This is a genomic window from Neobacillus driksii (assembly GCF_013409995.1).
GTDB classification, from domain to species: domain Bacteria; phylum Bacillota; class Bacilli; order Bacillales; family Cytobacillaceae; genus Neobacillus; species Neobacillus driksii.
This window is the reverse complement of record NZ_JACCBX010000014.1, coordinates 47,769-71,978: the sequence shown is the minus strand read 5'-3', so window position 1 is coordinate 71,978 and position 24,210 is coordinate 47,769. Positions and strand designations below refer to the sequence as shown.

At 37.9% G+C, this 24,210-nt stretch carries 24 protein-coding genes; 8 read left to right on the top strand and 16 right to left on the bottom strand.

Going from position 1 to position 24,210, the window contains the following annotated elements:
• Window positions 1-145: 145 nt before the first annotated feature.
• From F4694_RS25615 to dapA, 6 genes are all read right to left on the bottom strand, one after another.
• Window positions 146-853: a FadR/GntR family transcriptional regulator gene (locus F4694_RS25615; RefSeq protein ID WP_179602746.1), complete on the bottom strand. Its 708-nt coding sequence runs from the start codon at window positions 851-853 to the stop codon at window positions 146-148.
• 107 nt (window positions 854-960) lie between these two features.
• Window positions 961-2,088, bottom strand: a complete 1,128-nt coding sequence (locus tag F4694_RS25610; protein ID WP_179602745.1) for a glycerate kinase — start codon at window positions 2,086-2,088, stop codon at window positions 961-963.
• A 320-nt stretch (window positions 2,089-2,408) separates the two neighbouring features.
• Window positions 2,409-3,761 carry a glucarate dehydratase gene (gene gudD / locus F4694_RS25605; protein WP_179602744.1) on the bottom strand — a complete coding sequence of 451 codons (1,353 nt, stop codon included), beginning with the start codon at window positions 3,759-3,761 and terminating at the stop codon, window positions 2,409-2,411.
• Between the two features lie 72 nt (window positions 3,762-3,833).
• Window positions 3,834-4,721: a 2-hydroxy-3-oxopropionate reductase gene (gene garR / locus F4694_RS25600; protein WP_179602743.1), complete on the bottom strand. Its 888-nt coding sequence runs from the start codon at window positions 4,719-4,721 to the stop codon at window positions 3,834-3,836.
• Window positions 4,722-4,745: 24 nt separating this feature from the next.
• Complete coding sequence (locus tag F4694_RS25595; RefSeq protein WP_179602742.1) at window positions 4,746-6,071, bottom strand: gluconate:H+ symporter; 1,326 nt, start codon at window positions 6,069-6,071, stop codon at window positions 4,746-4,748.
• 26 nt (window positions 6,072-6,097) lie between these two features.
• The gene (dapA, locus tag F4694_RS25590; RefSeq protein ID WP_179602741.1) at window positions 6,098-6,994 is read right to left on the bottom strand and encodes a 4-hydroxy-tetrahydrodipicolinate synthase; all 897 of its coding nucleotides are present in this window, start codon (window positions 6,992-6,994) and stop codon (window positions 6,098-6,100) included.
• Window positions 6,995-7,324: 330 nt separating this feature from the next.
• Here dapA and F4694_RS25585 point away from each other — a divergent pair, with 330 nt between their 5' ends.
• On the top strand, window positions 7,325-8,368 hold the full coding sequence (locus F4694_RS25585) for a CdaR family transcriptional regulator (RefSeq protein ID WP_179602740.1): 1,044 nt from the start codon (window positions 7,325-7,327) through the stop codon (window positions 8,366-8,368).
• 97 nt (window positions 8,369-8,465) lie between these two features.
• Window positions 8,466-8,612 carry a hypothetical protein gene (locus F4694_RS25580; RefSeq protein WP_179602739.1) on the top strand — a complete coding sequence of 49 codons (147 nt, stop codon included), beginning with the start codon at window positions 8,466-8,468 and terminating at the stop codon, window positions 8,610-8,612.
• A 458-nt stretch (window positions 8,613-9,070) separates the two neighbouring features.
• Here the strand turns inward: F4694_RS25580 and F4694_RS25575 are convergent, their stop codons facing one another.
• A complete protein-coding gene (locus F4694_RS25575) occupies window positions 9,071-9,229 on the bottom strand; it encodes a hypothetical protein (RefSeq protein ID WP_179602738.1) in 159 nt (52 codons plus the stop codon).
• A 293-nt stretch (window positions 9,230-9,522) separates the two neighbouring features.
• Between F4694_RS25575 and F4694_RS25570 the strand changes: the two genes are divergently transcribed.
• A complete protein-coding gene (locus F4694_RS25570) occupies window positions 9,523-10,254 on the top strand; it encodes a class I SAM-dependent methyltransferase (RefSeq protein ID WP_179602737.1) in 732 nt (243 codons plus the stop codon).
• Between the two features lie 63 nt (window positions 10,255-10,317).
• On the opposite strand, the gene F4694_RS25565 is transcribed toward F4694_RS25570, so the two are convergent.
• On the bottom strand, window positions 10,318-11,550 hold the full coding sequence (locus F4694_RS25565; protein ID WP_179602736.1) for an aminopeptidase: 1,233 nt from the start codon (window positions 11,548-11,550) through the stop codon (window positions 10,318-10,320).
• A 395-nt stretch (window positions 11,551-11,945) separates the two neighbouring features.
• Between F4694_RS25565 and F4694_RS25560 the strand changes: the two genes are divergently transcribed.
• The 4 genes from F4694_RS25560 (at window position 11,946) to F4694_RS25545 (ending at window position 14,862) form a co-directional block, all read left to right on the top strand.
• A complete protein-coding gene (locus F4694_RS25560) occupies window positions 11,946-12,404 on the top strand; it encodes a GNAT family N-acetyltransferase (RefSeq protein WP_179602735.1) in 459 nt (152 codons plus the stop codon).
• A 51-nt stretch (window positions 12,405-12,455) separates the two neighbouring features.
• Window positions 12,456-13,352, top strand: a complete 897-nt coding sequence (locus tag F4694_RS25555) for a CPBP family intramembrane glutamic endopeptidase (protein WP_179602734.1) — start codon at window positions 12,456-12,458, stop codon at window positions 13,350-13,352.
• 186 nt (window positions 13,353-13,538) lie between these two features.
• Window positions 13,539-13,835, top strand: a complete 297-nt coding sequence (locus F4694_RS25550; RefSeq protein ID WP_179602733.1) for a DUF3243 domain-containing protein — start codon at window positions 13,539-13,541, stop codon at window positions 13,833-13,835.
• A 286-nt stretch (window positions 13,836-14,121) separates the two neighbouring features.
• A complete protein-coding gene (locus F4694_RS25545; RefSeq protein WP_179602732.1) occupies window positions 14,122-14,862 on the top strand; it encodes an HAD family hydrolase in 741 nt (246 codons plus the stop codon).
• Window positions 14,863-14,981: 119 nt separating this feature from the next.
• Here the strand turns inward: F4694_RS25545 and F4694_RS25540 are convergent, their stop codons facing one another.
• Together F4694_RS25540 and F4694_RS25535 are read right to left on the bottom strand one after the other, a co-directional pair.
• On the bottom strand, window positions 14,982-15,632 hold the full coding sequence (locus tag F4694_RS25540) for a cupin domain-containing protein (RefSeq protein WP_179602731.1): 651 nt from the start codon (window positions 15,630-15,632) through the stop codon (window positions 14,982-14,984).
• A 279-nt stretch (window positions 15,633-15,911) separates the two neighbouring features.
• Window positions 15,912-16,736, bottom strand: a complete 825-nt coding sequence (locus tag F4694_RS25535) for an aldo/keto reductase (protein ID WP_179602730.1) — start codon at window positions 16,734-16,736, stop codon at window positions 15,912-15,914.
• A gap of 185 nt (window positions 16,737-16,921) precedes the next feature.
• Between F4694_RS25535 and F4694_RS25530 the strand changes: the two genes are divergently transcribed.
• Complete coding sequence (locus tag F4694_RS25530; protein ID WP_179602729.1) at window positions 16,922-17,638, top strand: 3-ketoacyl-ACP reductase; 717 nt, start codon at window positions 16,922-16,924, stop codon at window positions 17,636-17,638.
• Window positions 17,639-17,704: 66 nt separating this feature from the next.
• On the opposite strand, the gene F4694_RS25525 is transcribed toward F4694_RS25530, so the two are convergent.
• The 6 genes from F4694_RS25525 to F4694_RS25500 form a co-directional block, all read right to left on the bottom strand.
• Complete coding sequence (locus F4694_RS25525) at window positions 17,705-18,403, bottom strand: putative periplasmic lipoprotein (RefSeq protein ID WP_179602728.1); 699 nt, start codon at window positions 18,401-18,403, stop codon at window positions 17,705-17,707.
• Between the two features lie 433 nt (window positions 18,404-18,836).
• Entirely contained in the window at window positions 18,837-19,580 is a 744-nt protein-coding gene (locus F4694_RS25520; protein ID WP_179602727.1) for a DeoR/GlpR family DNA-binding transcription regulator, read from the bottom strand.
• A gap of 28 nt (window positions 19,581-19,608) precedes the next feature.
• On the bottom strand, window positions 19,609-20,526 hold the full coding sequence (locus F4694_RS25515) for a ribokinase (RefSeq protein WP_179602726.1): 918 nt from the start codon (window positions 20,524-20,526) through the stop codon (window positions 19,609-19,611).
• 5 nt (window positions 20,527-20,531) lie between these two features.
• Window positions 20,532-21,533: an ABC transporter permease gene (locus F4694_RS25510; protein ID WP_179602725.1), complete on the bottom strand. Its 1,002-nt coding sequence runs from the start codon at window positions 21,531-21,533 to the stop codon at window positions 20,532-20,534.
• The gene (locus F4694_RS32860; RefSeq protein WP_308806688.1) at window positions 21,514-23,037 is read right to left on the bottom strand and encodes a sugar ABC transporter ATP-binding protein; all 1,524 of its coding nucleotides are present in this window, start codon (window positions 23,035-23,037) and stop codon (window positions 21,514-21,516) included. The genes F4694_RS25510 and F4694_RS32860 overlap by 20 nt, the downstream gene beginning before the upstream one ends.
• A 69-nt stretch (window positions 23,038-23,106) precedes the next feature.
• Window positions 23,107-24,195 (bottom strand): sugar ABC transporter substrate-binding protein, encoded by a 1,089-nt coding sequence (locus tag F4694_RS25500; protein ID WP_179602724.1) that lies wholly within the window; start codon window positions 24,193-24,195, stop codon window positions 23,107-23,109.
• Window positions 24,196-24,210: the final 15 nt, after the last annotated feature.

Genomic DNA, 24,210 nt, shown 5'->3' with positions numbered 1-24,210 from the left:
CAAGAAAAAAACAATTTTTAAGTGGTGTTTGCATTCCTGATTAATCTTATAAAACCCTGTTTACGTGCCAAGCCTCTACATGCACAAACAAAAAGGCTAGTCGCAAGACTAACCCTGTTAATTCCACCTTTGTTTGAGCAAAAAATTAATCTTTTTTCCCGTGAAGATTTTTTAAAACTTTGTGTCGGACGTAATCAAGGTGTAAATACATTTGATGAAACGCCTCAAACGGATCCCTTTTTTCCAATGCTTTATAAATCGCCATATGATGCTCGATGGTTCGTTCTGGTTCTCGAACTTTTATTTCACTGTTGATTTTGACAAGAGTGACAATTAATGAATCTACCATTCCCTCTACAATCTGGTTATTGGCACTTAAGGCGATGATCCGATGAAATTCAATATCGGCTTCGCCATAGTTTTGATCTTTACTGTTTTCAATGATTTCAATCGTTTGTTTTAATCTTTTGAGATCTTCGTCACTAATTTTCTCAGCCGCAATGGTAATTAAACCTAATTCCAATGCCATTCTCGCTTCAACCATTGCTTGCAGATTATCATGTGCAAGGGATAACATAATAGAAAAGGGATGGCTGCTAATTTTATTATTAAAAAAAGTACCTTCTCGTGTTTTTCGGTTAATAACCCCCAACGATTCAAGAGAGCTGAGTGCTTCACGTAACACGGGACGGCTGACGTTAAGTATTTCCATTAGTTCCATTTCCGTAGGCAGTTTATCTCCAGGTTTCATCTGACCACTAATCAATAGTTGAATAATACTTTCGACCACCTGCTTGGATAAAGTAGTACGATTTACTGACTCAACTATGATTTTTCTTGGAGTTTCGTCCATTTTTGGGCTCCTTGTTTTCACATTTTTGTAAGCCCATTATATTATATTTCTGTCCTACTTCACCAGCGGAAAAAACGCTGCGAAATGCCAGCAGCGTTCTACTATCACTATATCTTCAATACTCGGCAAATATTTTCGGCCGCAAATGCTAAATTCTCTTCTCCGGAATTAAATGCTTCCTCTAATGTTGTCACACCTTTTAAAATTCCAATAATGGCATTAAATCCGTTATCGTATAACGATTCCACTCCAGTGCCAACTCTGCCAGCAAAAGCAATTACAGGGACAGAGTGTTTTTTAGCTACACTCGCCACCCCGTAAGGAGTTTTGCCGAACAATGTCTGGGCATCAATGCTGCCTTCTCCCGTAAAAACATAGTCTGCTCCCTTGACTTGTTCCTCCAGCCGAGTATACTCAATAACAAAGTCAATTCCTTTTTTTAACTCGGCATTTAAGAAGGCCATTAACCCCGCACCAAGACCGCCCGCAGCGCCAGCACCATCTAGATGGGCAATATCCTGGCCTATTTGCTCTTTCATAACATCAGCAAAATAAGATAAGTTTTGGTCCAGAACGTGTACCATTTCAGCTGTTGCTCCTTTTTGGGGGCCAAAAATAGCTGACGCTCCATTTTCACCGATTAGTGGATTGGTGACATCACAAGCTACATCAAACTTTGCATGTTTAATTCTTTCATCCAACCCGCTTACATCAATCGTATGCAAACGACCCAATGCGCCGCCGCCAAACGAGAGCTCGTTGCCATTTTCATCTTTAAAAGAAACACCAAGTGCTTGGAGCATCCCTGCCCCTCCATCATTTGTTGCACTGCCGCCAATTCCGATTAAAAACCGGCTCACCCCTTTGTCTAATGCATGTTTAATTAATTGTCCGGTTCCATAAGAAGTGGTCAATAAGGGATTGCGGTCTTCAGGCTTAATTAATTCTAATCCACTTGCACTTGCCATCTCAATAACTGCGGTTTGCCCCTCCCCCAAGAGACCGTATTCTGCATTGACACTTTCTCCTAGTGGTCCGAGCACCTCTGTCTTAATCATCTCGCCATTTGTCATGCTGACGAGAGATTCAACGGTGCCTTCCCCGCCGTCCGCCATGGGGACAATGACACATTCTGCATCAGGAAAAACGGCTTTTACACCTTTTTCCATTGCAAGGGCAGCCTTCTTCGCCGTCATACTTTCCTTAAATGAATCGGGTGCTAGTACAAACTTCATCATAATCTGTCCTTTACATTTAATAAGTTTAATGGTTAATTCATTGTTGATTTTCGTGCAGGTTGAGATTTCATAGGCGGAGAATTTCCGGCTATTGTATATAGAGGAGGCTTATGAAGCAGATATAAGCGGAGATATTCCGGTTAACTGCTTTAAATAAGACAAAATCCAAGGATTTGGATACAATAAGCGGAAAAACTCCGCTTATTTTTAAGGAAATATAGGTATTTCCCAATTTAGACGGAAATTCTCCGCTTATTTTCCAAACACAACATTCAGTTTTAAAAGAAGAGTGACCCTCACAGCCACCCCAATATTGTTTAGCGAACAAGACATGGTTTCTTGTTATCAAATTTCCAGCCAGGGATGTAGAACTGCATACCGACTGAGTCGTCACGAGAGTTAAGTCCCAAATTTTTATATACTTCATGTGCCTTTAGGATTTGCTCCATATCTACTTCTACACCTAAACCTGGCTTATCTGGGATCGGCAAGTGTCCACCAACAATTTGGAATGGATCCTTCGTTAAACGTTCAATACCTTCCTGCCAAATCCAGTGTGTATCAATCGCCGTAATTTCACCCGGAGCAGCCGCGGCAACATGGGTAAACATGGCAAGTGAAATATCAAAGTGGTTATTCGAGTGAGATCCCCACGTTAGTCCCCATTCATTACACATTTGCGCTACACGGACAGAACCTTGCATCGTCCAAAAATGTGGGTCGGCAAGCGGGATATCCACTGATTGCAGCGAAATGGTATGACCCATTTGACGCCAGTCCGTAGCAATCATATTCGTTGCCGTTGGAAGACCTGTTTGTCTCCTGAACTCAGCCATCACTTCACGGCCGGAGTACCCATTTTCTGCACCACATGGATCCTCTGCATAGGTTAGAATTCCGTGCATATCTTTGCAAAGCTCAACCGCTTCCGCTAATGACCAAGCACCGTTTGGATCAAGGGTAATTCTTGCATCAGGGAACCTTTCTTTTAATGCCTTAATGGCTTTGATTTCTTCTTTCCCCTCTAAAACGCCGCCTTTTAGCTTAAAGTCTTTAAAGCCGTAAAGTTCTTGTGATGCTTCAGCGAGACGTACAATTGCTTCCGGTGTTAACGCCTCTTCATGGCGGACACGATACCATTCCACATCAGAATCACGATTACTATAATACGGAAGTTCTGTCCGATTACGGTCACCAATATAGAACAGGTAACCAAGAGTCTTAACTTTATCCCTCAGCTGGCCTTCACCAAGAAGAGCTGCAACCGGAACATTTAAGTGCTTCCCTAATAGATCTAGTAATGCTGCTTCAAGGGCAGTAACCGCATGAATGGTAATCCGTAAATCAAATGTTTGTAAACCGCGGCCTGCTGAATCACGGCCGGCAAATTCTTTTCGAACCTTATTTAAGATATTGTTATAATGACCAATGGATGAACCAACTACGATCCCTCTAGCATCTTCAAGTGTTTTACGGATTCCTTCGCCGCCGGGTACTTCACCTACACCCACATTACCATTGCTGTCCTTTAAGATCACAATGTTTCTAGTAAAATAGGCACCGTGTGCACCGCTAAGATTTAATAACATACTGTCACAGCCGGCAACCGGATATACTTCCATTTCCGTAACAACTGGAGTAGCGTTAATCACTTTCTCAACTGTATTCATGGCAATTTCTCCAATCCATTTTATAATAGAGAGAACGCATGGCCACGTTCTCTATGAAGTTTTTTCAATAACTTAACGGGAAACCTCTGTATTCGCTAATTTTTCATAGTATTTTACTAGACTGCTATGGTCCTCAAATTCATAACCATCTACTTTCAAGGCATACATCATTTCTAGAACAGCTGCCGTTAATGGAGCTGGAGCACCGAACTCATGGCTGGTTTCTAGCGCATTTGTTAAATCTTTCATGTGCAGGTTTATACGGAAACCAGGGTTGAAGTTACGGTCTAACATCATCGGTGCTTTTGCATCTAATACCGTGCTTCCTGCTAAACCGCCGCGGATGGCTTGGTACACAGCTTCTGGGTTCACACCAGCTTTTTGCGCTAAGACAAATGCTTCCGATACCGCTGCAATGTTTAATGCCACAATGATTTGGTTTGCAAGCTTCGTCACGTTACCTGCACCAATTTCGCCCACGTGCACAACCGATCCAGCCATGGCTGCTAATACATCCTTCACTTCTTCAAATACTTCCTTTTTGCCGCCCACCATAACAGAAATGGTGCCATCAATTGCTTTTGGCTCCCCGCCGCTGACAGGAGCATCTAACATTTCAACGCCCTTTTCGATTAATGCTCGATATACTTCTTGAGAAGCAGCTGGTGCTATAGAGCTCATGTCCACATAAATTAATCCTTCATGGGTACCTTCAATAATTCCGTTTTCTCCTAAAGCAACATCCTTTACGTTTGGAGAGTTTGGTAACATGGTGATGACGATATCTGATTTTTCAGCGATAGCCTTTGGTGTTGATTCTACTTCCGCTCCTAATTGTTCCAGTTCTTTACTTGCCTCTTTATTAAAATCACTAACAATCACTTGATATCCCGCTTTGAGCAAGTTTTTGCTCATAGGCTTACCCATAATTCCTAGTCCAATAAATCCAATTTTCTTCATTATTCCTTCACTCCTAAAATTCATTTATCCAATAAACATATTGAGAATTAGTACACCGCACAATCCAAGGATACCAAGTGCCGTTGTATAAGTAGTTCTAATCTTAATCGCTTGGCCAACTGATAGGTTGAGATATTCTTTGAACATCCAGAAGCCAGGGTCTGTTACGTGGGAGAAAGCAATACTTCCACAAGTTACAGCCAGAGTCATTAATTCCAAGCTAATACCAGAAGCTTGAGCGATTGGAAGAACCACACCAGCTGCTGTCATAACCGCAACAGTGGCAGACCCAAGAGCAATACGCAAGATAGCTGCAATTAACCAAGCAAGGACAATGGGAGAAATATCCCACCCGTTTGTTAACTCCTTGATATAATCAGCAATACCACTGTCTACTAATACCTGTTTGAATGCCCCACCGGCACCAATTACCAGGATGATCATGGCCATCGGCTTTACACTGCTAGAACACGATGACATTACGTCCTTTAAGGAACGGCCAACCCTTGTTCCAAGCAAATAGAAGGAGAGCAATAGAGTAAGCATTAAGGCAATCGTAGCGGAACCAAAGAATTCCATAGCATGTCTAAAGCTATTCGTTTCTGGTAAAGCAACTTCACAAGCGGCAGATATTCCAATGAGCACCACGGGGACAAGTGCAACTGTGATACTGGATAAGAAGCTAGGCATTTCTTCCTCTTTAAAAATTTTCGTACTGCCAATCCCAGCAGGAATAGAAGGATTGATTTTTTTTACAAATGGCAGTCTTGGCCACGTTAAAGCGATGAAAACACCTACAGGAATGGCAATAATCAAGCCATACACCAATGTTAAACCCATGCTTGCACCGAATGCGTCTACAACCGCTGCTGGTCCTGGGTGCGGAGGCAGGAAGCTATGTGTAGTCGATAATCCAACCGATGTCGGGATTGCTACCCAAAGTAAATTTAACTTTGTTTGACGTGCAATCGTGAAAACTAATGGAATTAATAAGACAAAGGCAACTTCGAAGAACATCGTAATCCCAAGGATATAAGCGGCAATCAACATCGCGAATTGAACCCGTTTAATTCCCATTTTGTCGATTAGGGTGGTGGCAATCCGTTGAGCTGCTCCAGCATCAGCCATAACCGTTCCGATCATGGCTCCAAATCCTAAAATCAAAATCAATTCATCAAGCTGCCCCCCGATACCTCCGTAAATAGACTCGAGTAATGAATCGCCTGGCATCCCTTGAAGAAAGCCCACAAATAAAGCAGCAATAATTAAAGCAATAAAACCATTTATTTTTAACGGGATCATCAAAACCAAAATAAGAGTAACAGCTAATGCAACATAAACTAATGGCATAGTCATTCTTCCTCTCTGTCGAGAAATTAGTTGGTTTGGTAAAGCTCTAAGTCCTTTAATACATTGGCTAATATTTGCTTGCTTTCAGGATTCATTTCTGCTGCAGGAGCGAATGCATAACCCACATCAATTCCTACCATTCGTAAACCTTCTTTTAACACAACAGGGAATGTTGCTTTATCCACGGCTAAACGTAGTGGAGCAAGTTTAAACTGCAATTCTAGTGATTTTTGATAGTCGCCTGCAACGAACGTATTGTAAATATCTGCGACCAATTTAGGTGCAATATTACCTGTGCTCGCGATCGCTCCAGTGGCACCATGACATAAACCTGCATAAATGAGTGTGTCGCGTCCAAGTAAAACGGAAAATGATTCGCGAGGGGTGACTCGTAAGTACTCAGCCGTTTTCGTCATATCTCCGCTGCTATCTTTAATTCCGATAATGTTATCAACCTTACTAAGCTCTTCGCAAGTCTTCACATCAATTTTCACCTGTGTACGAGCTTCATTCCCATAAAGAATAATTGGCAGTTTTGTAGACTTGGCGATTGTCTTAAAGTGCTCGGCCAACTCTGTTTGCGTTGGTGACATAAAATACGGAGTTAAGACAGATATCGCTGCAACACCGCCAATCTCTTCTACCATTTGTGCGGTTTGAATACAGTCTTTCGTAGTGATTTCACTAGCCCCGCAATAAATGGGAACTCTTCCAGCGGTGTGATCAACTGTTACCTCCACAACCCGGCGCTTCTGCTCTGGCGTTAGCCCGTAAATTTCACCGCTGCTTCCTAAAACAAATAATCCATGAACCCCACCTGCGATTGTGTAATCGATTACCTTTCGTAAAGCCTCTTCCATCAAGTTTCCATTTCTATCTAAAGGTGTGACTAATGCAGGAATGACCCCATTTGGTTTAAACATTGTTTTAACTCCTCTCGTTCTCTCATTAGTTAAATTACTGAAACTCCAAAAATTTTGTCAGATTCGTAGAATGTGTATTTTAGGCAAATGAACAAGTGGTTTATGACTTTATTAGAATCTAATATGGCGAAAATTTTTCATATGTTCGTTTTATTACAATAAATCGAACATATTTTAGTTTTTTTCGCAATTCTCAGTAACCGCTTACATGTTTTATTGTATAATTGTCTTACAAATAAAACAATCGTTCAAATTACTAAGAAACTGTTTAATTTTTTAGGCAAATAAACAAATTTTTCAAATAATTGTATAATTCAAGGGGATTGGCAGATGAAAATTAATAAAGTACTAGCCCAAGAGATTGCCGATAAAGTAATGACCGTTATACCCTACAATGTAAATATTATGGATGAAACAGGGATGATTATTGGAAGTGGGGACGCAAATAGAAAAGGTAAAATGCATCAAGGGGCGATAGCAGCAGTCGAACAAAATACCATTGTTTGCATCTATGATTCAGAAGGTCCCTCCATGCCAGGTGTAAATATCCCGATCCATTTCAGAAATAAAATTATCGGCGTGATTGGAATAAGCGGAGAACCAGCCATTGTTGAACCTTTTGCTGAATTAGTCCGCGTAACTGCAGAATTATTAATTAACCAGGAATATCTATTTAAAGAACGTAGAATACAGGAGCAAATGAAGGAGGAGTTTTTATATCAATGGGTTTTTCGTCAAGATCAATATGATGCTGTGTTTAAGAATAACGGCGAAGCAATGGGGATTAATGTTACGATGGAAAGAATGGCCATTATCGTTAAGGGTGAAACCATTAAAGAAGCCTATTTAAAAGACCAAGAATTTTCATTCAAACTAAATCATTCTGCGTTACTTTTCATTGTGCCGACGGATAGTGATATCTTAAAAAGATTGGAACAGATGAATACCCATCCTCGTACGAAAATTGGAATTGGCGGCAGCACTACACTTGTATCAAAATCAGTGCATGAAGCAGAACGGGCAATTGATATCGCTGAAAAACTAACACTGCCTTCCACTTTTTGTTATTATCAAGAGCTAAAGTTTATTGATTATTTAACAAATAAAGATTTACCATTTAGTGAAATCGGCCATTTTTTTCAGGAGTTTGAGGCTACACCTAAAGGACAAGAGCTCATTGAAACACTTCTTTGCTATATAAAAAACAGTGGTGATATGAATGCGATTTCGAAGGAACTTCATATCCATCGGAACAGTTTGGCCTATCGCTTACAAAGAATTGAAATATTAACAAGCAAAAATCCGAAAAAGTTCACAGATTTATTTCAACTCTATACCGGATATGTTATTTATAAAATGAAGCATTCAGATTAATGTTGCAAAAAATCAGCCTTCATGCGCGTATAGCATGAAGGCTGATAATGTGTAATTTATCGTTTATAAAACATACTATATCTTGAGGTGATATAGAATGGAAAAAGGAACAGCTAATGAAGAACAAAAGGATCAGGTACTTCATTCAAAAATTTATGAAGAAGTGAAAAGAAACAATCTTATGGACTGGGGCGAAATAGAACTAATAGAAAGTGTCCAACAAAATGAAACTCGGAAAGATTAATCCGGGTTTTTTTCATTAAAACTAATGAATATCGACATGTTGGTCTGTTATGTGCTGGATGGAATTCATGATTAACCCCTTACCCTTTTCATCATAAATACTCCCCCCGATAATTTCACCCTTTCAAATAAATTCTTGGTTGCTAAAATAGACTATATAGTTTATTTTACCGTCAATTAAATAATTGCTGTGAATCGCCATCGATTTGAACTGGAGAATTTCGAATCCAGTTATAATAACCAATTATGTATAAAACACTGTAAATATGTAGCGCCGGGATTAACTCGGCCATATTTCGTGTTGCTGTGAGCATAAAAAGAGTGCCAAATTGATAAGAATTTGACACTCATTTTTACTAAAGCGCTGTGAAATAATGTTGTTATGTCTGATTGTTAGGAGAGAGCATTTGTTATCTAAAATACGGGCAATACACAGGCACCGTTACTTGATGCCCAACATTAAGCTTCATCCTCACGCTTCGTGACTAATTTTTCATGACCACATCGGTTACATAAAAACCAAGTTGCAATATATCCCCATCCATCGGGTTTCTGATTTGTTTCTTCATAAACGTGACCTTTTAATTTACAGCTGATTTTCGCTAAAATACCCATCATAAAATCCTCCTTCAATTAAAAGTTGATTTATATCTATGCTCCAATGCTTGTACTCTTTGTTTTAAGTTTTCACTACAATCATTACAAAGAATTTAATGGACTGGTTCTATTTTCTTCGCTTAAGGGGAGAGTTTAATGGAAGAAGGGGTTATTTAACAATTTATAGAATAAGTAATGAGTTACCAAAGTAAGATTATATCGATTTTTCGTTGAAGCATTTTTATCCGCCGACTTTATGAAAGAATTGATGTTGTTTTAGGAGGCTAACTTAATATTTAGGAGTTGTATAAATTATGAAGCAAAACAAGTATGATGATGTAAATTTCTTTTTGGCATATGAAAAAATGCCACGTTCAGTCAAAGGACTTGAAGGTGCGGGAGAATGGCACGTATTAAAAGAACTTTTACCAGAACTTCGATATAAAAGTGTACTTGACTTGGGATGTGGTTTTGGCTGGCATTGCCGTTATGCTCGTGAACAGCAAGCAAGGTCTGTTATTGGAGTAGATATATCTGAAAAAATGCTTCAAAAAGCTCGTGAAATGACGAATGATTCTTTAATTTCTTACGTTAACATGCCAATTGAAGACATTAATTTTTCAGACTCTCAATTTGATGTTGTCATTAGTTCATTAGCTTTTCACTATATTAAGTCCTTTGAAGCAATCTGTAAAAAGGTTTATGATTGTCTGAAGCCTGGAGGTTCTTTTGTTTTTTCAGTTGAACATCCTATTTTCACTTCACGGAACGAGCAAGATTGGTATTATGATGACAAAGGGAATCGTCTACATTGGGCAGTTGACAATTACCAATCGGAAGGGTTGCGTGAAACAACATTCCTAACTGAAAACGTAATAAAATATCATCGTACATTTTCAACTTATATCAATGACTTAATTAATGCTGGTTTTATTGTAAGGACAGTCAAGGAACCAATTCCCTCTGAAGAAATGTTAAAGAGCATTGCTGAAATGAAAGATGAACTCCGTAGACCTATGTTCTTAATAATCTCAGCAGAAAAGTAAGATGAACACCGCGGGGACGGTTCTGGTGGCTCAAAAAAGCCGCCAGAACCGTCCCCCTGTCATTTAAGCCCAATTTCCATTTTTAAACAGCGGAACTTTTCTCCCATCATAATATTCAGCTACAATCTCAAGATCGGCTGAACCAATCATAAAGTCCGTGTGTCCAGTGCTATGATTAATGCCTTTTTTCTCATAATCCTCGATGTTAATGTTCTTTGCGTCATGAAGTGCCATGGAAATTGCGTTTCCTAATGCCAGGTGGCAAGAAGCATTCTCATCAAACAGGGTATTATTAAAGATAATTCCTGAGTTCGAGATTGGTGAATCATGTGGTACTAACGCTACCTCACCAAGGTATAACATCCCTTCATCCATACTAAGAAGCTGTTTTAGAGTCTCGTATCCTTTTTCTGCTGTAAAATCGACCACTTTTCCTTCTTTGAACGTGAGTGTAAAGTTCTCGATTAAGTTTCCTAAGGCTGATAAAGGTTTTTTACTAGCGACGGTTCCGTTTACTCCATATTTATGAGGCGTCGTAAACACTTCTTCTGTTGGAAGGTTTGGAATATAAGTCGTTCCAAATGTAGATGGATGACCGCCACCTACCCATTTGTGATCTGGATGTAGATCGATGGATAGATTTGTTCCTTCGGATTTATAATGGAGAGTCTTAAACTTTTGTTCGTTTAGATAATCCACTTTTTTTGTAAGGGTTGCTGAATGTTCCTGCCACGCAGCGATTGGATCTGGTTGATCAACTCTAACTGTTTTAAAAATCGCTTCCCATAAAGCTGCTACGGCTTCATCTTTTTTCAACTCTGGATAAATGCTCTCTGCCCAAGCTTCAGTTGGTACACCGATGATGGCCCAAGGCACGTCACCCCGTAGTCTTTTTTGAGCAATTGATTGCAGTTTTTCAGCCCCGTTTTTTTGAACGTACATAATACGTTCAGGTGGAATATTTGCGTATGCACTCGGATCCGTTCCTGCAATAAATAGCATACAGTCCTTATGCTCTGCCAGGCTATTGAATTTATCAACTTCCCACTGTTCGATGAAATTCTTTAAAACGTCATCCGACGCGTTTAAATAATGGATTCGATTCAAACCTGTATCAACCCAGTCTACAAATACACGACTACATCCGTGCTCATAAGCATATTTTGTGATTCTCCGTGTGAAATCAGCCGCTTCAATAGGAGAATTGATTAGTAATCTTTGTCCTTTTTGAACGTTTAGACCTACCTTAACCACGAGTTCAGCATAATGCTCCAATTTGTCTTCAAAACTTTTCATGTTAAACCTCCTCATAAATTAAAATAGACTCACAAGTCTCCATTAAGAGTTCTACTTTACTTTTCCGCAAAACATCCATTACTCTTCGCTTTATATTCGTTAGAGACTTTGGTACCTTGACCCCATATTTGGCGAATTCACTTAAGACTATATCACTCCAAAACAATGAAATAAAGTTATTTTATGTATACTCTCATTCATCAGAGCGTTACTGCTTTATCTTCATTATTCGTTTTGAGAGGGGCCAATAGTATTTTTAGGGATATACGATTTTTCACTGATAACATTTGGATGGTCACCACATAAAATTGAATTTTTACCACCCTAAAAAAGGTTATATTCGCCAAACAGAGAATTTATTAATCGAGATTAAAATTTGATTAGAGGGAAATGACATGATTACATTAAAAGACGTGACGAAACAAAACTGGTTCGACATTATAAGACTTTGTAGTGCAGAAGACCAAAAAAACAAAGTATTTGAAAAAACAATTGCCTCAAACTGTTTATCCTTAGCACAAGCCAGTATAGAAGAGAATTGGACAGTGAAAGCCATTTATCAAAATGATATGCCCATAGGCTTTACTATGTATGGCTATTCAGACGAACTCGCTGGCTATGAGATTTGTAGAATAATGATTGATTACAAGTTTCAAGGAAATGGGTTTGGTAAAAAAGCATTACTACTAGTCATAAAAGAAATGGTAAACCAATTTAAATCTGAAGAAATATTTATAACCTTTGTGCCCGAAAATGAAATTGCAAAACAACTATACCTATCAGTAGGTTTTAAAGATACCGGCAAAGTAATAAAAGCTGTTGAAGATGAATTAATCTTCTCCATTAAGCGATAAAAGTCAACGTGTATTTTTCAAAAAACTATTAGAATGTTGGTGTTCCTAAAATTGGATTTTATTAAAGTTAAAGAAGGCAAGAATAGCTGGAAGCGGTATTTATCTTCCTTTATTGTTATTCTACTGTTTATCTTTGTTGGGTCGCTGCCTTATCTCATCATTAGTGAATGGATTGTTAATACGGACGATAACCCCAATACCTATTTTGATTTTGAAAAAGAGGATTATGTGGGAATTAACCCGTTGCTTTATTTTGTCTTGTTAAATTCACAATTTATATTTTGGCTTTTGGGCCTTTTGGTCACGATTCGTTTCATTCATAAACGCAAATTTACATCGCTCATTACGCCTAATAGAAAAATAGATTGGAAGCGATTAGGCTTTGGTTTTAGTACCTTCTTTGTCATTCTGGGTCTGACTTCGATCATTGATTCCCTTTTAAACCCTGGGGATTACGTATTGAACGATGTCACTGTTGCTGATTTTTTGTTTTTATTCGTTCTCGTACTGGTATTAACTCCCATTCAAACAACCTGTGAGGAATTATTTTTTAGAGGATATCTCCTACAATTCTTCGGAAAATGGATTCGTATTCCTTTTCTATTATCGCTTATAGCAGGCACCATTTTTGGCGCACTTCATTTCACCAATCCTGAGATGGGGTATTCTCCCATTTTGATGGGAGCAAATTATTTGTTAACTGGGTTCATTTGGTCTTATATCACGGTAAAAACGAACAGTGCCGAATTGTCAATTGGAGCCCACGCAGCAAATAATATGTTGTTGGGGTGGTTCATCACGATGGATGAATCTGCCTTTGGTGACATCCCATCCTTATTTGTGGTCAAAAATATGGATCCGGCAATCTCACTGATCTGGACCACTGTTTCTCTTGGGATTTTCCTATTTATTTCTTTGAGAAAATACAAATTTACTAGACTTTACTAATAACATTTTTTAGGAAAAAGTCATTACTGAATAAAAAAGAAAAGATAAGATACCAATTCTTCGGGGTTGGTCTTTTTCGATTGCGACTCTTTACTTTCAACATAATAAGGTTTGATTTAGATAGGCACAGGGAATATACAGAACCAGCACATGAAACAATGATCGACAACTAAAGGAGTGATAGGTATGGAACAGTTAGATGAGAATCGAATAGAAAACCAGGTTTACAAAAATGGTGACGCGTTAACAAGTTTTGATGATTTTAGGGAATATCTTAGGGGAAAAGTTAATTTAGGAAAAAAATTAGGTATGGATGAAGAGCAGTTAGCCAACTCGGCTCAGAAAGTAGCCGATTACCTCGCTCATAAGGAGCCACCTAAGAATTCTGAAGAGCGATTACTGCAGGAACTATGGAACGTGGGCACTGAGGAAGAACAGCATAAACTGGCCCATATGCTTGTCCGTTTAGTTCAACAATCTTAGAATTTACTGTATGACTAAAAAAGAAATTAGGATTGGATTACTAAAATAAACTGCCCCTTCTCAATCTTTGAAGGGGCTTCATCTCTGTAAATGTTATTGTTCCTCAAGCATAATTGTCGTAGCTACTAGGATATAATACCCGAAATGAATTAATCCAAAAAAACGTTGTAATACCGTTTCGTTCATACATAATAACTATTTTTAAAGTGGGAAATGCTGTTTTTATCATTGCCATAATGTTTACCCATATAATTAGTTTACACCACTATTTAAGGGGGAATTGGTTATGAATCAACAAACCTTAATATTGGACCTGGATGATACTTTAATCCACTGTAATAAATACTTTGAGCAGGCTAAAAACGAATTTGTTAAGAAAATAAAAGAATGGATTAAAACACCATCCGATGAAGAGATCAAGCAAAAGCAATTAGAAATCGATTTAAAAAGCGTTGAGATACACGGCTTACTTTCAGAAAAATTTCCAGAAACACTTATTGCAACCTATTTTTATTTTTGTCAGAAATATCGTAAGGGCATAAAGGCAAATGAAGTAGAACAAGTTCGAACGATTGGCCGGAGAGTTTTTGAAACAGAAGTGGAGCCTCTTCCTTATATGTATGATGTTCTGAATCAATTACAACAGGACGGTCATCAACTCTATTTATTCACTGGCGGGGATGTAAAAAATCAAACTCGAAAAATTAGACAATTAGCACTAGAACCCTATTTTCAAGAAAGAGTGTATATTTCTCAGCATAAAAATAGTAAAGCCTTACAAAAGGTAATCAATAAGATCCCTGCTAACAAGAACTCGATTTGGATGATTGGCAATTCACTCAAAACAGATATAATGCCCGCAATAGAATTAGGTCTAAATGCGATTCATATTCCATCAGAAATGGAATGGAGCTATAATATTGTGGATTTAGAAATCGAGCAAAAGGGTACATTTGCTGAATTAACATCACTTCTTGACTTACCGGTTTTTTTTAGAGAATACGCCTTTTACAATGAAGCAATGTGAATCAATGAACGACTAATCTAAGAAGGATTAGTCGTTTCTATGTTCTTTGACTAAGTTGCGCGGACTCCCGCAAACTCAAATTTACTAGTTTTTAAGACCAGAACAGCCTTTATTTTCCCTTAATAATAATATGTTCCCCAAGAGGAATTTTGATAAAAGGGTTGATAATGCGTTGGAGCAGAATACCCTGTGTTATGGTAGTGGTTTAAATAATATTCCTCTACCCTTCCATTGCTTCTTTCGCAAGATTTAGGTGGACCAATAAAGGTGGAAGGTTGAACGGGTTTAATAACTTCTTTCCACTGATTTTCATCAAGGCAATAGGTGTGGGCCATGATATGTGAAGGTGTCAGCTTTAAGATGTCTGATCCAAGAATAACTTCCGGAGTTGGTGCATTAAAGATAGCTAAAAGGTGTGTGTGATCAACTGTCGCCACTTCATAATGCCACCAACCATGTGGAACGTTTGCTACTTGACCAGGTGTAATCGGATAGTTTTGAATTTGCTTGGTATATGGATTCAAGATAGACACAACAGCAGCGCCAGAAATGCAGTAAACGAGTTCTGCAGCATTCTGGTGATAATGTGGTTCTATCACGTTATTGGTACTTAGAAAAATATCAAGTAATGACACATTTTCGAGTGTATTTAGTTGGTTTATCCCAAGAACATTAATGTAGTTTTGATTATCCTTTTTCATTACTGGACTCGTGTTTACATCAAAGGTGAATTGTGCTGAGGATGAGGAATAATCCAAGTTCGTAACCATAATAATTTCCTACCTTCATCTATATATTTAGCTACAAATTAATTTATGCAAACAGCTAAATATGGTGTGCTTATACCTATTAGGCATTACAATTGCTTCCGGAATACTCCTATAGTAAATACATGTTTATAAAAATCAGAATAAAGCGTGCACCAGATGAACCTTCACCACAGCACAAAAAGGCATTGCGTATTCCGGCAATGCCCCTAGTAAAAAGCAAATGACTTATAAAAATTCAAAATTAAGCCAAGAGAACCGTCCCCATTGTTGCATTGTCCGTTACCGTACATGCATATCGTTTGGATTAGGACCTTTGCGTCGATTTCGGTTAAGTTTATTAATTTCGTTCATTTCATCTGTGCTAAGTTCGAAATCAAATACATTAAAGTTTTCTTCGATTCTTGATGGTGTCACTGATTTTGGAATGACGATGGTGTTGTTTTGTAAATGCCAGCGCAGCACCACTTGAGCTGGAGATTTACTGTGTGAAGCAGCAATCTTTTGAACCACTTCGTCCTGCAGCACCTCACCGCCCTGTTCAAGAGGGCTCCAAGCTTCTACAAAGATATTGTGTTTTGCGCAAAACTCTTTTAACTCATTTTGAGCAAGGTATGGGTGACACTCAACTTGATTCAATACCGGCACGACTTCACATTCTTTTAAAATGCGCTCTAAGTGCTCAATTTCAAAGTTACAAACCCCGATTGCCTTCACTCGGCCATCATGATAAAGCTTTTCTAAAGCCTTATAAGTATCAACATACTGGTCAAAGTTAGGTGTTGGCCAATGAATCAAATATAAATCAATATAATCAAGTCCTAATCTATCCAGGCTTTCATCAAATGCACGTAAGGTTTTTTCATAGCCTTGGTCAGAATTCCAAACCTTGGTTGTAATAAATAACTCTTCACGAGGAACGGAAGATTCAGCAATCGCCCTTCCCACGCCCTTTTCGTTTTTATAGATCATTGCCGTATCTATCGATGTATATCCAACTTTTAGTGCAATTTCAACTGCCTCAGTCGCTTGGTCGTCTGGAACTTGCCAAACACCAAAGCCCAGCTGCGGCATTTTTAAACCGTTATTTAACGTTACAAAATTCATGCTACATTCTCCTTTTACTATCGATATGTATTTACCCTCATAGATTATCATACCTGTTAATTTATGTGCTATTTCTAGGATTTCTATTCATCATCTCTTAATCGTTAAATGATTTTTAACTAATTTGGAGAGAATACATGTGTTAGATTGAATGACTTTATCAATATAAAAATAGGAGTGTACATATGATCTCTTTAAAAGGAAAAAATGCAATTATAACAGGAGCAGGAAGAGGAATTGGCCGAGCAACAGCCATTGCCTTAGCCAAAGAAGGTGTGAATCTTGGATTAATCGGCTTAAACATGTCTAATCTGGAAAAAGTAGCAGCTGAGTTAGCTTCTTATGATGTCAACGTTTCTGCTGCTGCAGCGGATGTTGCAGATATAACCTCCGTTCAACAAGCGGTAGAGCATATACAATCAGATCTAACGTCTATTGATATTTTAATCAACAACGCAGGTACTGCTAAATTTGGCGGCTTTTTAGATTTAACCCCTGAAGAGTGGGAGAACATTATCCGCGTAAACGTGATGGGTGTCTACAATGTTACAAGAGCGGTCTTGCCTGGAATGATCGAACGGAAATCCGGAGATATCGTCAACATATCTTCTTCTGCAGGACAAAAAGGAGCCCCCGCTACAAGTGCCTATAGTGCCTCTAAATTCGCTGTCCTCGGGCTGACAGAATCGCTTATGCTAGAAGTAAGAAAGCATAATATCCGTGTAACAGCATTAACACCAAGCACAGTCGCAACGGACTTAGCCTTTGATACCAATCTAATTACTGGAAATCCCGAAAATGTAATGCAGCCGGAAGATCTAGCAGACCTGATCGTATCAGGTTTAAAGCTTCATCCAAGAGTTGTCCTAAAAACAGCCGGGTTATGGTCAACGAATCCATAAAACTGAATAGGGACGGTTCTTGTGGTTTTAATATGATAGTATAGGCCACAAGAACCGTTCCCATGATTACCACGAAACAACAATCCACTCATCCTGCTTTTCAATGGAAAAATCATCATCAAATTCCTGTGGACCTACCAATTGAACGCTCTCTCCCGTTTCTGCCACTTGGTTGACTCCTTCGATAATTTCTTCTGATGACTCTCCTTTATCTGCCATCAAATCACATAGGATATCTGTATGGTTGGGCGCAGCACTCGCAACCCCCGTACTCATACCGACGAGCACCTCTCCATCTTTCACAATCGCAAAAACATCAGAATACGGGATGGCATAAAGAGCAGCACCGTATTTCACAGCAACATTTATCCAATCCTGAAATTTTGCTTCATGCATCAAATTAATATATTCCGAATCTCCGATTATAATAGAATCCTCGGCAGGTATTTCTTCCACTTTATCTACTAAGAGGTCTGTCGTTTCCTGTGCTAGGGTAGTAATTTCATTTTTATTTTCCTCTCCTGTCTGAGAAGGAATGATAAGGGAACTCTGTGTGTCAACGCTATCATTATTTTCGATATTTACCAGTTGATTAGCTTGATTGCTCGCAACCATTTCGTCTTCCGTTATCGTTTCGGTTTGTTCCAAGGTGATCGTTTGCGGAGATAATTCACTGGTAGTATATACCTTCCTCTGGGTAACATCCTCAGAAGAACATGCAGTCATTAACATCAAAAAAGGTATCAAAATTAAACCCTGCTTCATTTTTTCATTACCTCCCAAAGTTTTCCTATTCTTATTATACTTATTAAAACGTTTTAGAATTGGAAATGTTCCATATTTTCTAACAAATAGTTCATTGGTTACAATCTTAGGAAATCAACCCACTCCAAAACGACTACTTTTTAAATACTAGAATTTAAGATGCAAGTGATAAAGAAGTTCCTTATTAATTCTTAATTACCCACATTTACATAAAATGAAACTACAATATTCCAAGTTTTTCACTCACCTTGCCAACCGGGACTTGTACCAAGTTCTGGTTAGTCCTATTTGACTGAATTTTTAACTCGATTATGGAAAAAAACCATATTTTGAGCATTTTTCAAGTTTCATAAGTTTATCTTAGAATCACAAATACCCCCTTATCTACTCGAGATAAGGGGGTATTCTTAGTAGTCCGATCGATTAACGACTTCTAATCCGCAATGTAATACTGTATTTTTCCTTCCAGCCCATTAATTTTTTTATCCGTTACTAAAATGCATTGATTTAATTCAAATGCCTTACATAAGGTACTTTTATTATACTTAGAGCTATCTGCCAATACATAGCACTTCTTGGAATTGGTATTGACGATTGTTTTTTTACTCGCTTCTCTGATGTCAGGTGTATTAACCCCCATTTCATTACCAAATCCATTTGCGCCTAGAAAAGAACGATCGAAATAAAGATTTTTTAAAGTATTGTCGGATAAAGGACCACTTATAGAATCTAAATCCTTATTAACGTCTCCACCAATTATGATGCAGCTTGAAATATTAGGGTTATCTAACTCATTTAAAACTAAAATGTTTGAAGTAACAATACGAACATCTCTAGCTTTTATATATTTTACAATTGCCGCACAGGTTGTCCCTGAGTCAATATAAATGACCTCTTCATCCTTAACTAAAGAAGCCGCAAATTTGGCAATTCGTTCTTTTTCATCCATATTCAGGAATTTTTTTGTGCCAACTGGCAATTCAAATGTATTAACCTTGCGTTTAACAGCTCCTCCTCTAAGGACTGTAATCTGATTTTCTTCTTCAAGATTTTTTAAATCTCTTCGAATCGTTGATTCTGATACATCTTCAAAGATACTTACAAAATCTTCAATATACATTAAATCCTTTTTTTCTAGTTCTTCCATTATTTTTTCTCGTCTTACATAAGGAATCATATTCAATACCTACCTAACTAACATCAATCTATACATCAAAACTAGCTAAAACTTCCTCTAAATGAGGCATAGCGTCCTGGCCGCCAATTTTCGTAACGGTTTTTGAGCTAACTTTCGATGCAAATTTTCCCATTTCCTCTTTACTTAAACCATTAATTAAACCATATGTGATTGCACCTATATACGAATCTCCAGCCCCAGTGGTTTCAACTACATTTACCTTTTCTGGTGAAATGCAAAAAGTATTGGTTCCTTCATATAAGAGACTGCCTTTTTCACCTAATGTGATAATTAGGAGTTCTCCAATCTGTTTAAATAATGAATCACAGCATTGTAATGCGTCCTCAACGGTACAAATCTCTCGCCCCGCATAGAAACTTGCTTCGGACTCATTTACAACCAAACAATCAATTAACTCCATGACATCTTCTGAGAGATTATAACTTGGTGCTGCATTTACGATCACATAGCAATTATGCTTCTTTGCTAATTTTATTGAATACTCGACTACATCCCTTGGAATTTCCAATTGTAAAATAACAATTTGACTTTTCTTTATAATCGACTCTGCCCGGTCAATATCCTCAACGGTTAGAGAATAATTGGCACCGGTTGAGATCGTAGAAAGGAGTCTCCCATCAGGAAAAGAGTTTACAATTCCAAGCCCAGTATGCGTATCAGCTAAACCGATATAATCCGTTTTCACATTATATTTCTTCAATGAATCAATTAATATAGTCCCAAAATGATCATTACCTACTCTACCTACCATGTATGTCTCAAGGCCCAATTTTGCACATTGAACTGCTTGGTTTGCCCCTTTTCCGCCGCCACAAAATGAAACCCCATCCACCGTAATCGTTTCACCAATTTCCGCTAATCTTTCCTGTTTTAATACGATGTCATAATTAAGGCTGCCAATTACAGCTACTTTGTTATTTTCCATAGAGCCTACATCCCTACACTTTTTGGATAGTTTGTATTTTTATTATTATTTTTATTTTTAACTAAACGAAGTTTTTTGAATTTATCTTGGATGACTTCAGAATAAGCTGCAACGACTATAATGGCACCGGTTGCAATATACTGCCAGAATGAGTCAACTCCTACTACGACTAAACCAACTTTTAATGCTGACAATAGAATAGCACCAAGTAAGGTGGCAATCATGTTTCCTTTACCACCTGCCAAACTAGCCCCGCCAATTGCTGCAGCGGCAATCGCATTTAATTCATAACCTTGTCCAGTAGCAGGTTCACCAGAACCTAGACGTGCTAACAAGATCATCCCAGCTAAAGCAGCTCCAACACCACATAATGCATAAGTTAAAATCTTTGTTCGGTCAACATTAACACCTGAAAGTTTTGTTGCCTCTTCATTTCCACCAATAGCAAAGATATACGTACCTAATTTAGTATACTTTAAAACAATGTGACTTACTATTGTAAACGCAATCAAAATAATTACAGAAACTGGGACATCTTTCACAACATCTCCTGCTAGCATGGATCTAAAATTATCAGGAATGTCCAATACTGGCCAACCACCAGTATAGATATAAGCAATACCTCTATAGGCACTCATGGTACCTAATGTGGCAATGAATGGCTGTAATTTCAACTTAGTGATTAAAAGTCCATTTACTACACCTAGTACAAACCCTAGAGCCATACCTATTGTAATCGCCAACACAGGATTCATTCCTCTTACCAATAAGTCCCCAGTAATAACAATGACCACTGCAAAAATCGAACCAATCGATAAATCAATTCCTCCAGTAATAATCGCATACGTAATACCTATAGCTAATAAACCATTAATGACGGTTTGATCAAATATATCAAGTAAATTACCACCACTTAAATAAATAGGTTCTATGGCTGAGAAAATAATGACCATCATGATAATGGCAAAAATTAGACTAGCTTCACGACTAAATAACTTGGCTTTCATTTTTAGTTACCCCCATTGCATATTGAAGTACATCTTCTTCTTTTAGTCCATTATTCTTTAACTCTATTACTTTATGTCCTTCCCTCATAACAATAATTCGGTCCGACATGCCAAGTACTTCAGGTAATTCAGAAGAAACGATGATAATCGATTTACCTTTTTCCAATAGCCCTTCCATTACACGATAGATTTCCGCTTTCGCTCCTACATCGACACCCTTAGTTGGCTCATCTAAAAATAAAATGCTTGCATCAGAAGATAACCATTTAGAAATAACTACTTTTTGCTGATTACCTCCACTTAGTTCATGTGTTAAATAGTGAGGATTTGCAGGCCGTAAATTGATTTCATTTATATAGGTCTCGCAATTTTCTGTTTTTTTCTTATGGCTAACCAAACCAAATTTGGTGAATTTCTCAAGTTTCGTTAAAGCAATATTATCAGCATTGTTGAAGAATTTAAGAAATCCTTGTGTTTTTCGATTTTCTGGAACAAGGCCGAGACCTAACTTTACAGCCTGCTCTGAAGACTTGATATCAACCTCTTTGCCATTCAGCAGGATGGCACCATTTGTTTTCTTTTCTGCACCAAAAATAGTGCGAATAACATCGGTTCTTTTCGAGCCTACTAGTCCAAAAAAGCCTAGTATCTCTCCTTTTTTCAAATGAAAAGAAATGTCTTCATACACGTTATTAATCGTTAAACCTTTAACCTCTAACACCGTCTCTTCGCCGATCATTCCTTTTTTATTTCTTACAGCAAAGGAGGAAACGTCCCGGCCGACCATTTTCCTGATTAATTGCTCTTTACTTACATCTTTTACATAAAAGGATTCAATAAATGTCCCATCACGAAGTACAGTTGCTCGATCACAAATTTCAAAAATCTCTTCTAATCGATGACTGACATATAAAATCGTAATCCCATTTTGTTTTAATTCATTTATGATTTCAAACAAGGAGTCCGTTTCAGATTTTGACAAAGAAGCAGTAGGTTCATCAAAAGAGATTACCTCAGCCTTGTGGTAGAGCGCCTTTGCAATCGCAACCATTTGCATTTCCCCTGTACTTAATGAACCTGCCTTATCTTCGCTTTTAAAATTACATCTTAGTTTAGATAGAATTTCATTTGCCTGTTCATGAATCAGTTTATTGTCTATTAACATACCTTTTTTGGGTTCGTACCCCAATACGATATTTTGACCAACCGTAAGTTCTGGTATTAAACTTACTTCTTGATGTACTTTAGAAATTCCGTGATGTATTGCGTCATTTGCATTTTTAAATTTCACAGCCTGATTATTTAAATGTACTTCCCCATCATATTCTGTATATACACCATGAAGGATATTTAACAAGGTTGATTTACCAGCCCCATTTTCTCCTAAAAGCGCATGAATTTCTCCTTTTTCTATATCAAACCTCACACTGTTTAATGCCTTTACACCTGGGAAAACCTTAGAAACATTATGAAATTTTATGATTTTTTCCACTTGGTCTTTCACTATAAAATTCCCCTTTTTATTACTATAGTCGAATCTTTAGTAGATTCGACTATAGCTTTTTAATCAAATTTATTGAGCTAGTTCCGGTTCAGTCCAGCCAATAATTTCTTCGGCTGGTGTATCGACATTCGTCGAATCTATTAACGCTTGTGGTGTCCAAATAACTCTAGGTAATTCTTGACCACCGATCTTTCTAATCATCATTTCTACTGCAATTTGTCCTTTAAATTTAGGGAAAGAATCGATTGTCGCGTCAAGCTCACCCTTACGAATAGAATCATAGGCTTCACCAATTCCATCTACACCCATAACAAGAATATCTTTTCCAGAGGCATTAACAGCTTCTTGTACCCCTAATGCCATGGTGTCATTGTTAGCAAAAATAGCTTTTAAATCAGGATGTTTTTTGATCCAAGTTTCTGCTGTATTTTTTGCCTTTTCGCGATCCCAGTCGGCATTTTGTTTTTCAACAATTTCAATTCCTGGTGCGTTGTCTTTAATCCAAGATTCAAAACCTAGCGTACGTTGTCGTGCAGCAAAGGCTTTAGGCATACCTACAACAATGGCAACCTTTCCTTTTCCATTCAATTTTTCGGAAACCCATTCTGCCACTTTTTCACCATTTTCTACAGCTTTCGGCCCAACAAAATGAGGTGCTTCAGCAATAATTCCATCATTTACATTAATAACCGGAATATCATCTTCTACTGCCTCTTCTACCCCAGGAACGAGATTACTATCAGATATTGGTGATAACAATAATCCTGAATATTTTTTATTAATCATATCCCTAACGATAGACAATTGCCCTTCTTCGTCTGCTTCCCCTTGTGGAGATTTAACATCAGCCACGATATTGTAACCGTTGCTATTGAATTTATCAGCACCGATTTCCATGCCTTCCTTTAGTGTTCTCCAGTATTCATTTTCAAAAGCTTTAGCTACAGCTCCAAGGTTCACTTCATCCGTAATTTTTGGTACTGCACCTAGCTCACCGTTTATTTCCGAATAGAGTGTCCCATCTTCTTTATCAGGGTTAAAACCTGTGTTTTCTTTTGCCCCATCCCCATTTGCTCCATTACTGCTGCTGTTAGCACTGCACGCACCCAAAATTAAAGTGGCTGATGTCAATAATGCAAGAATCATCTTTTTATTCATAATAGATTAACCCTC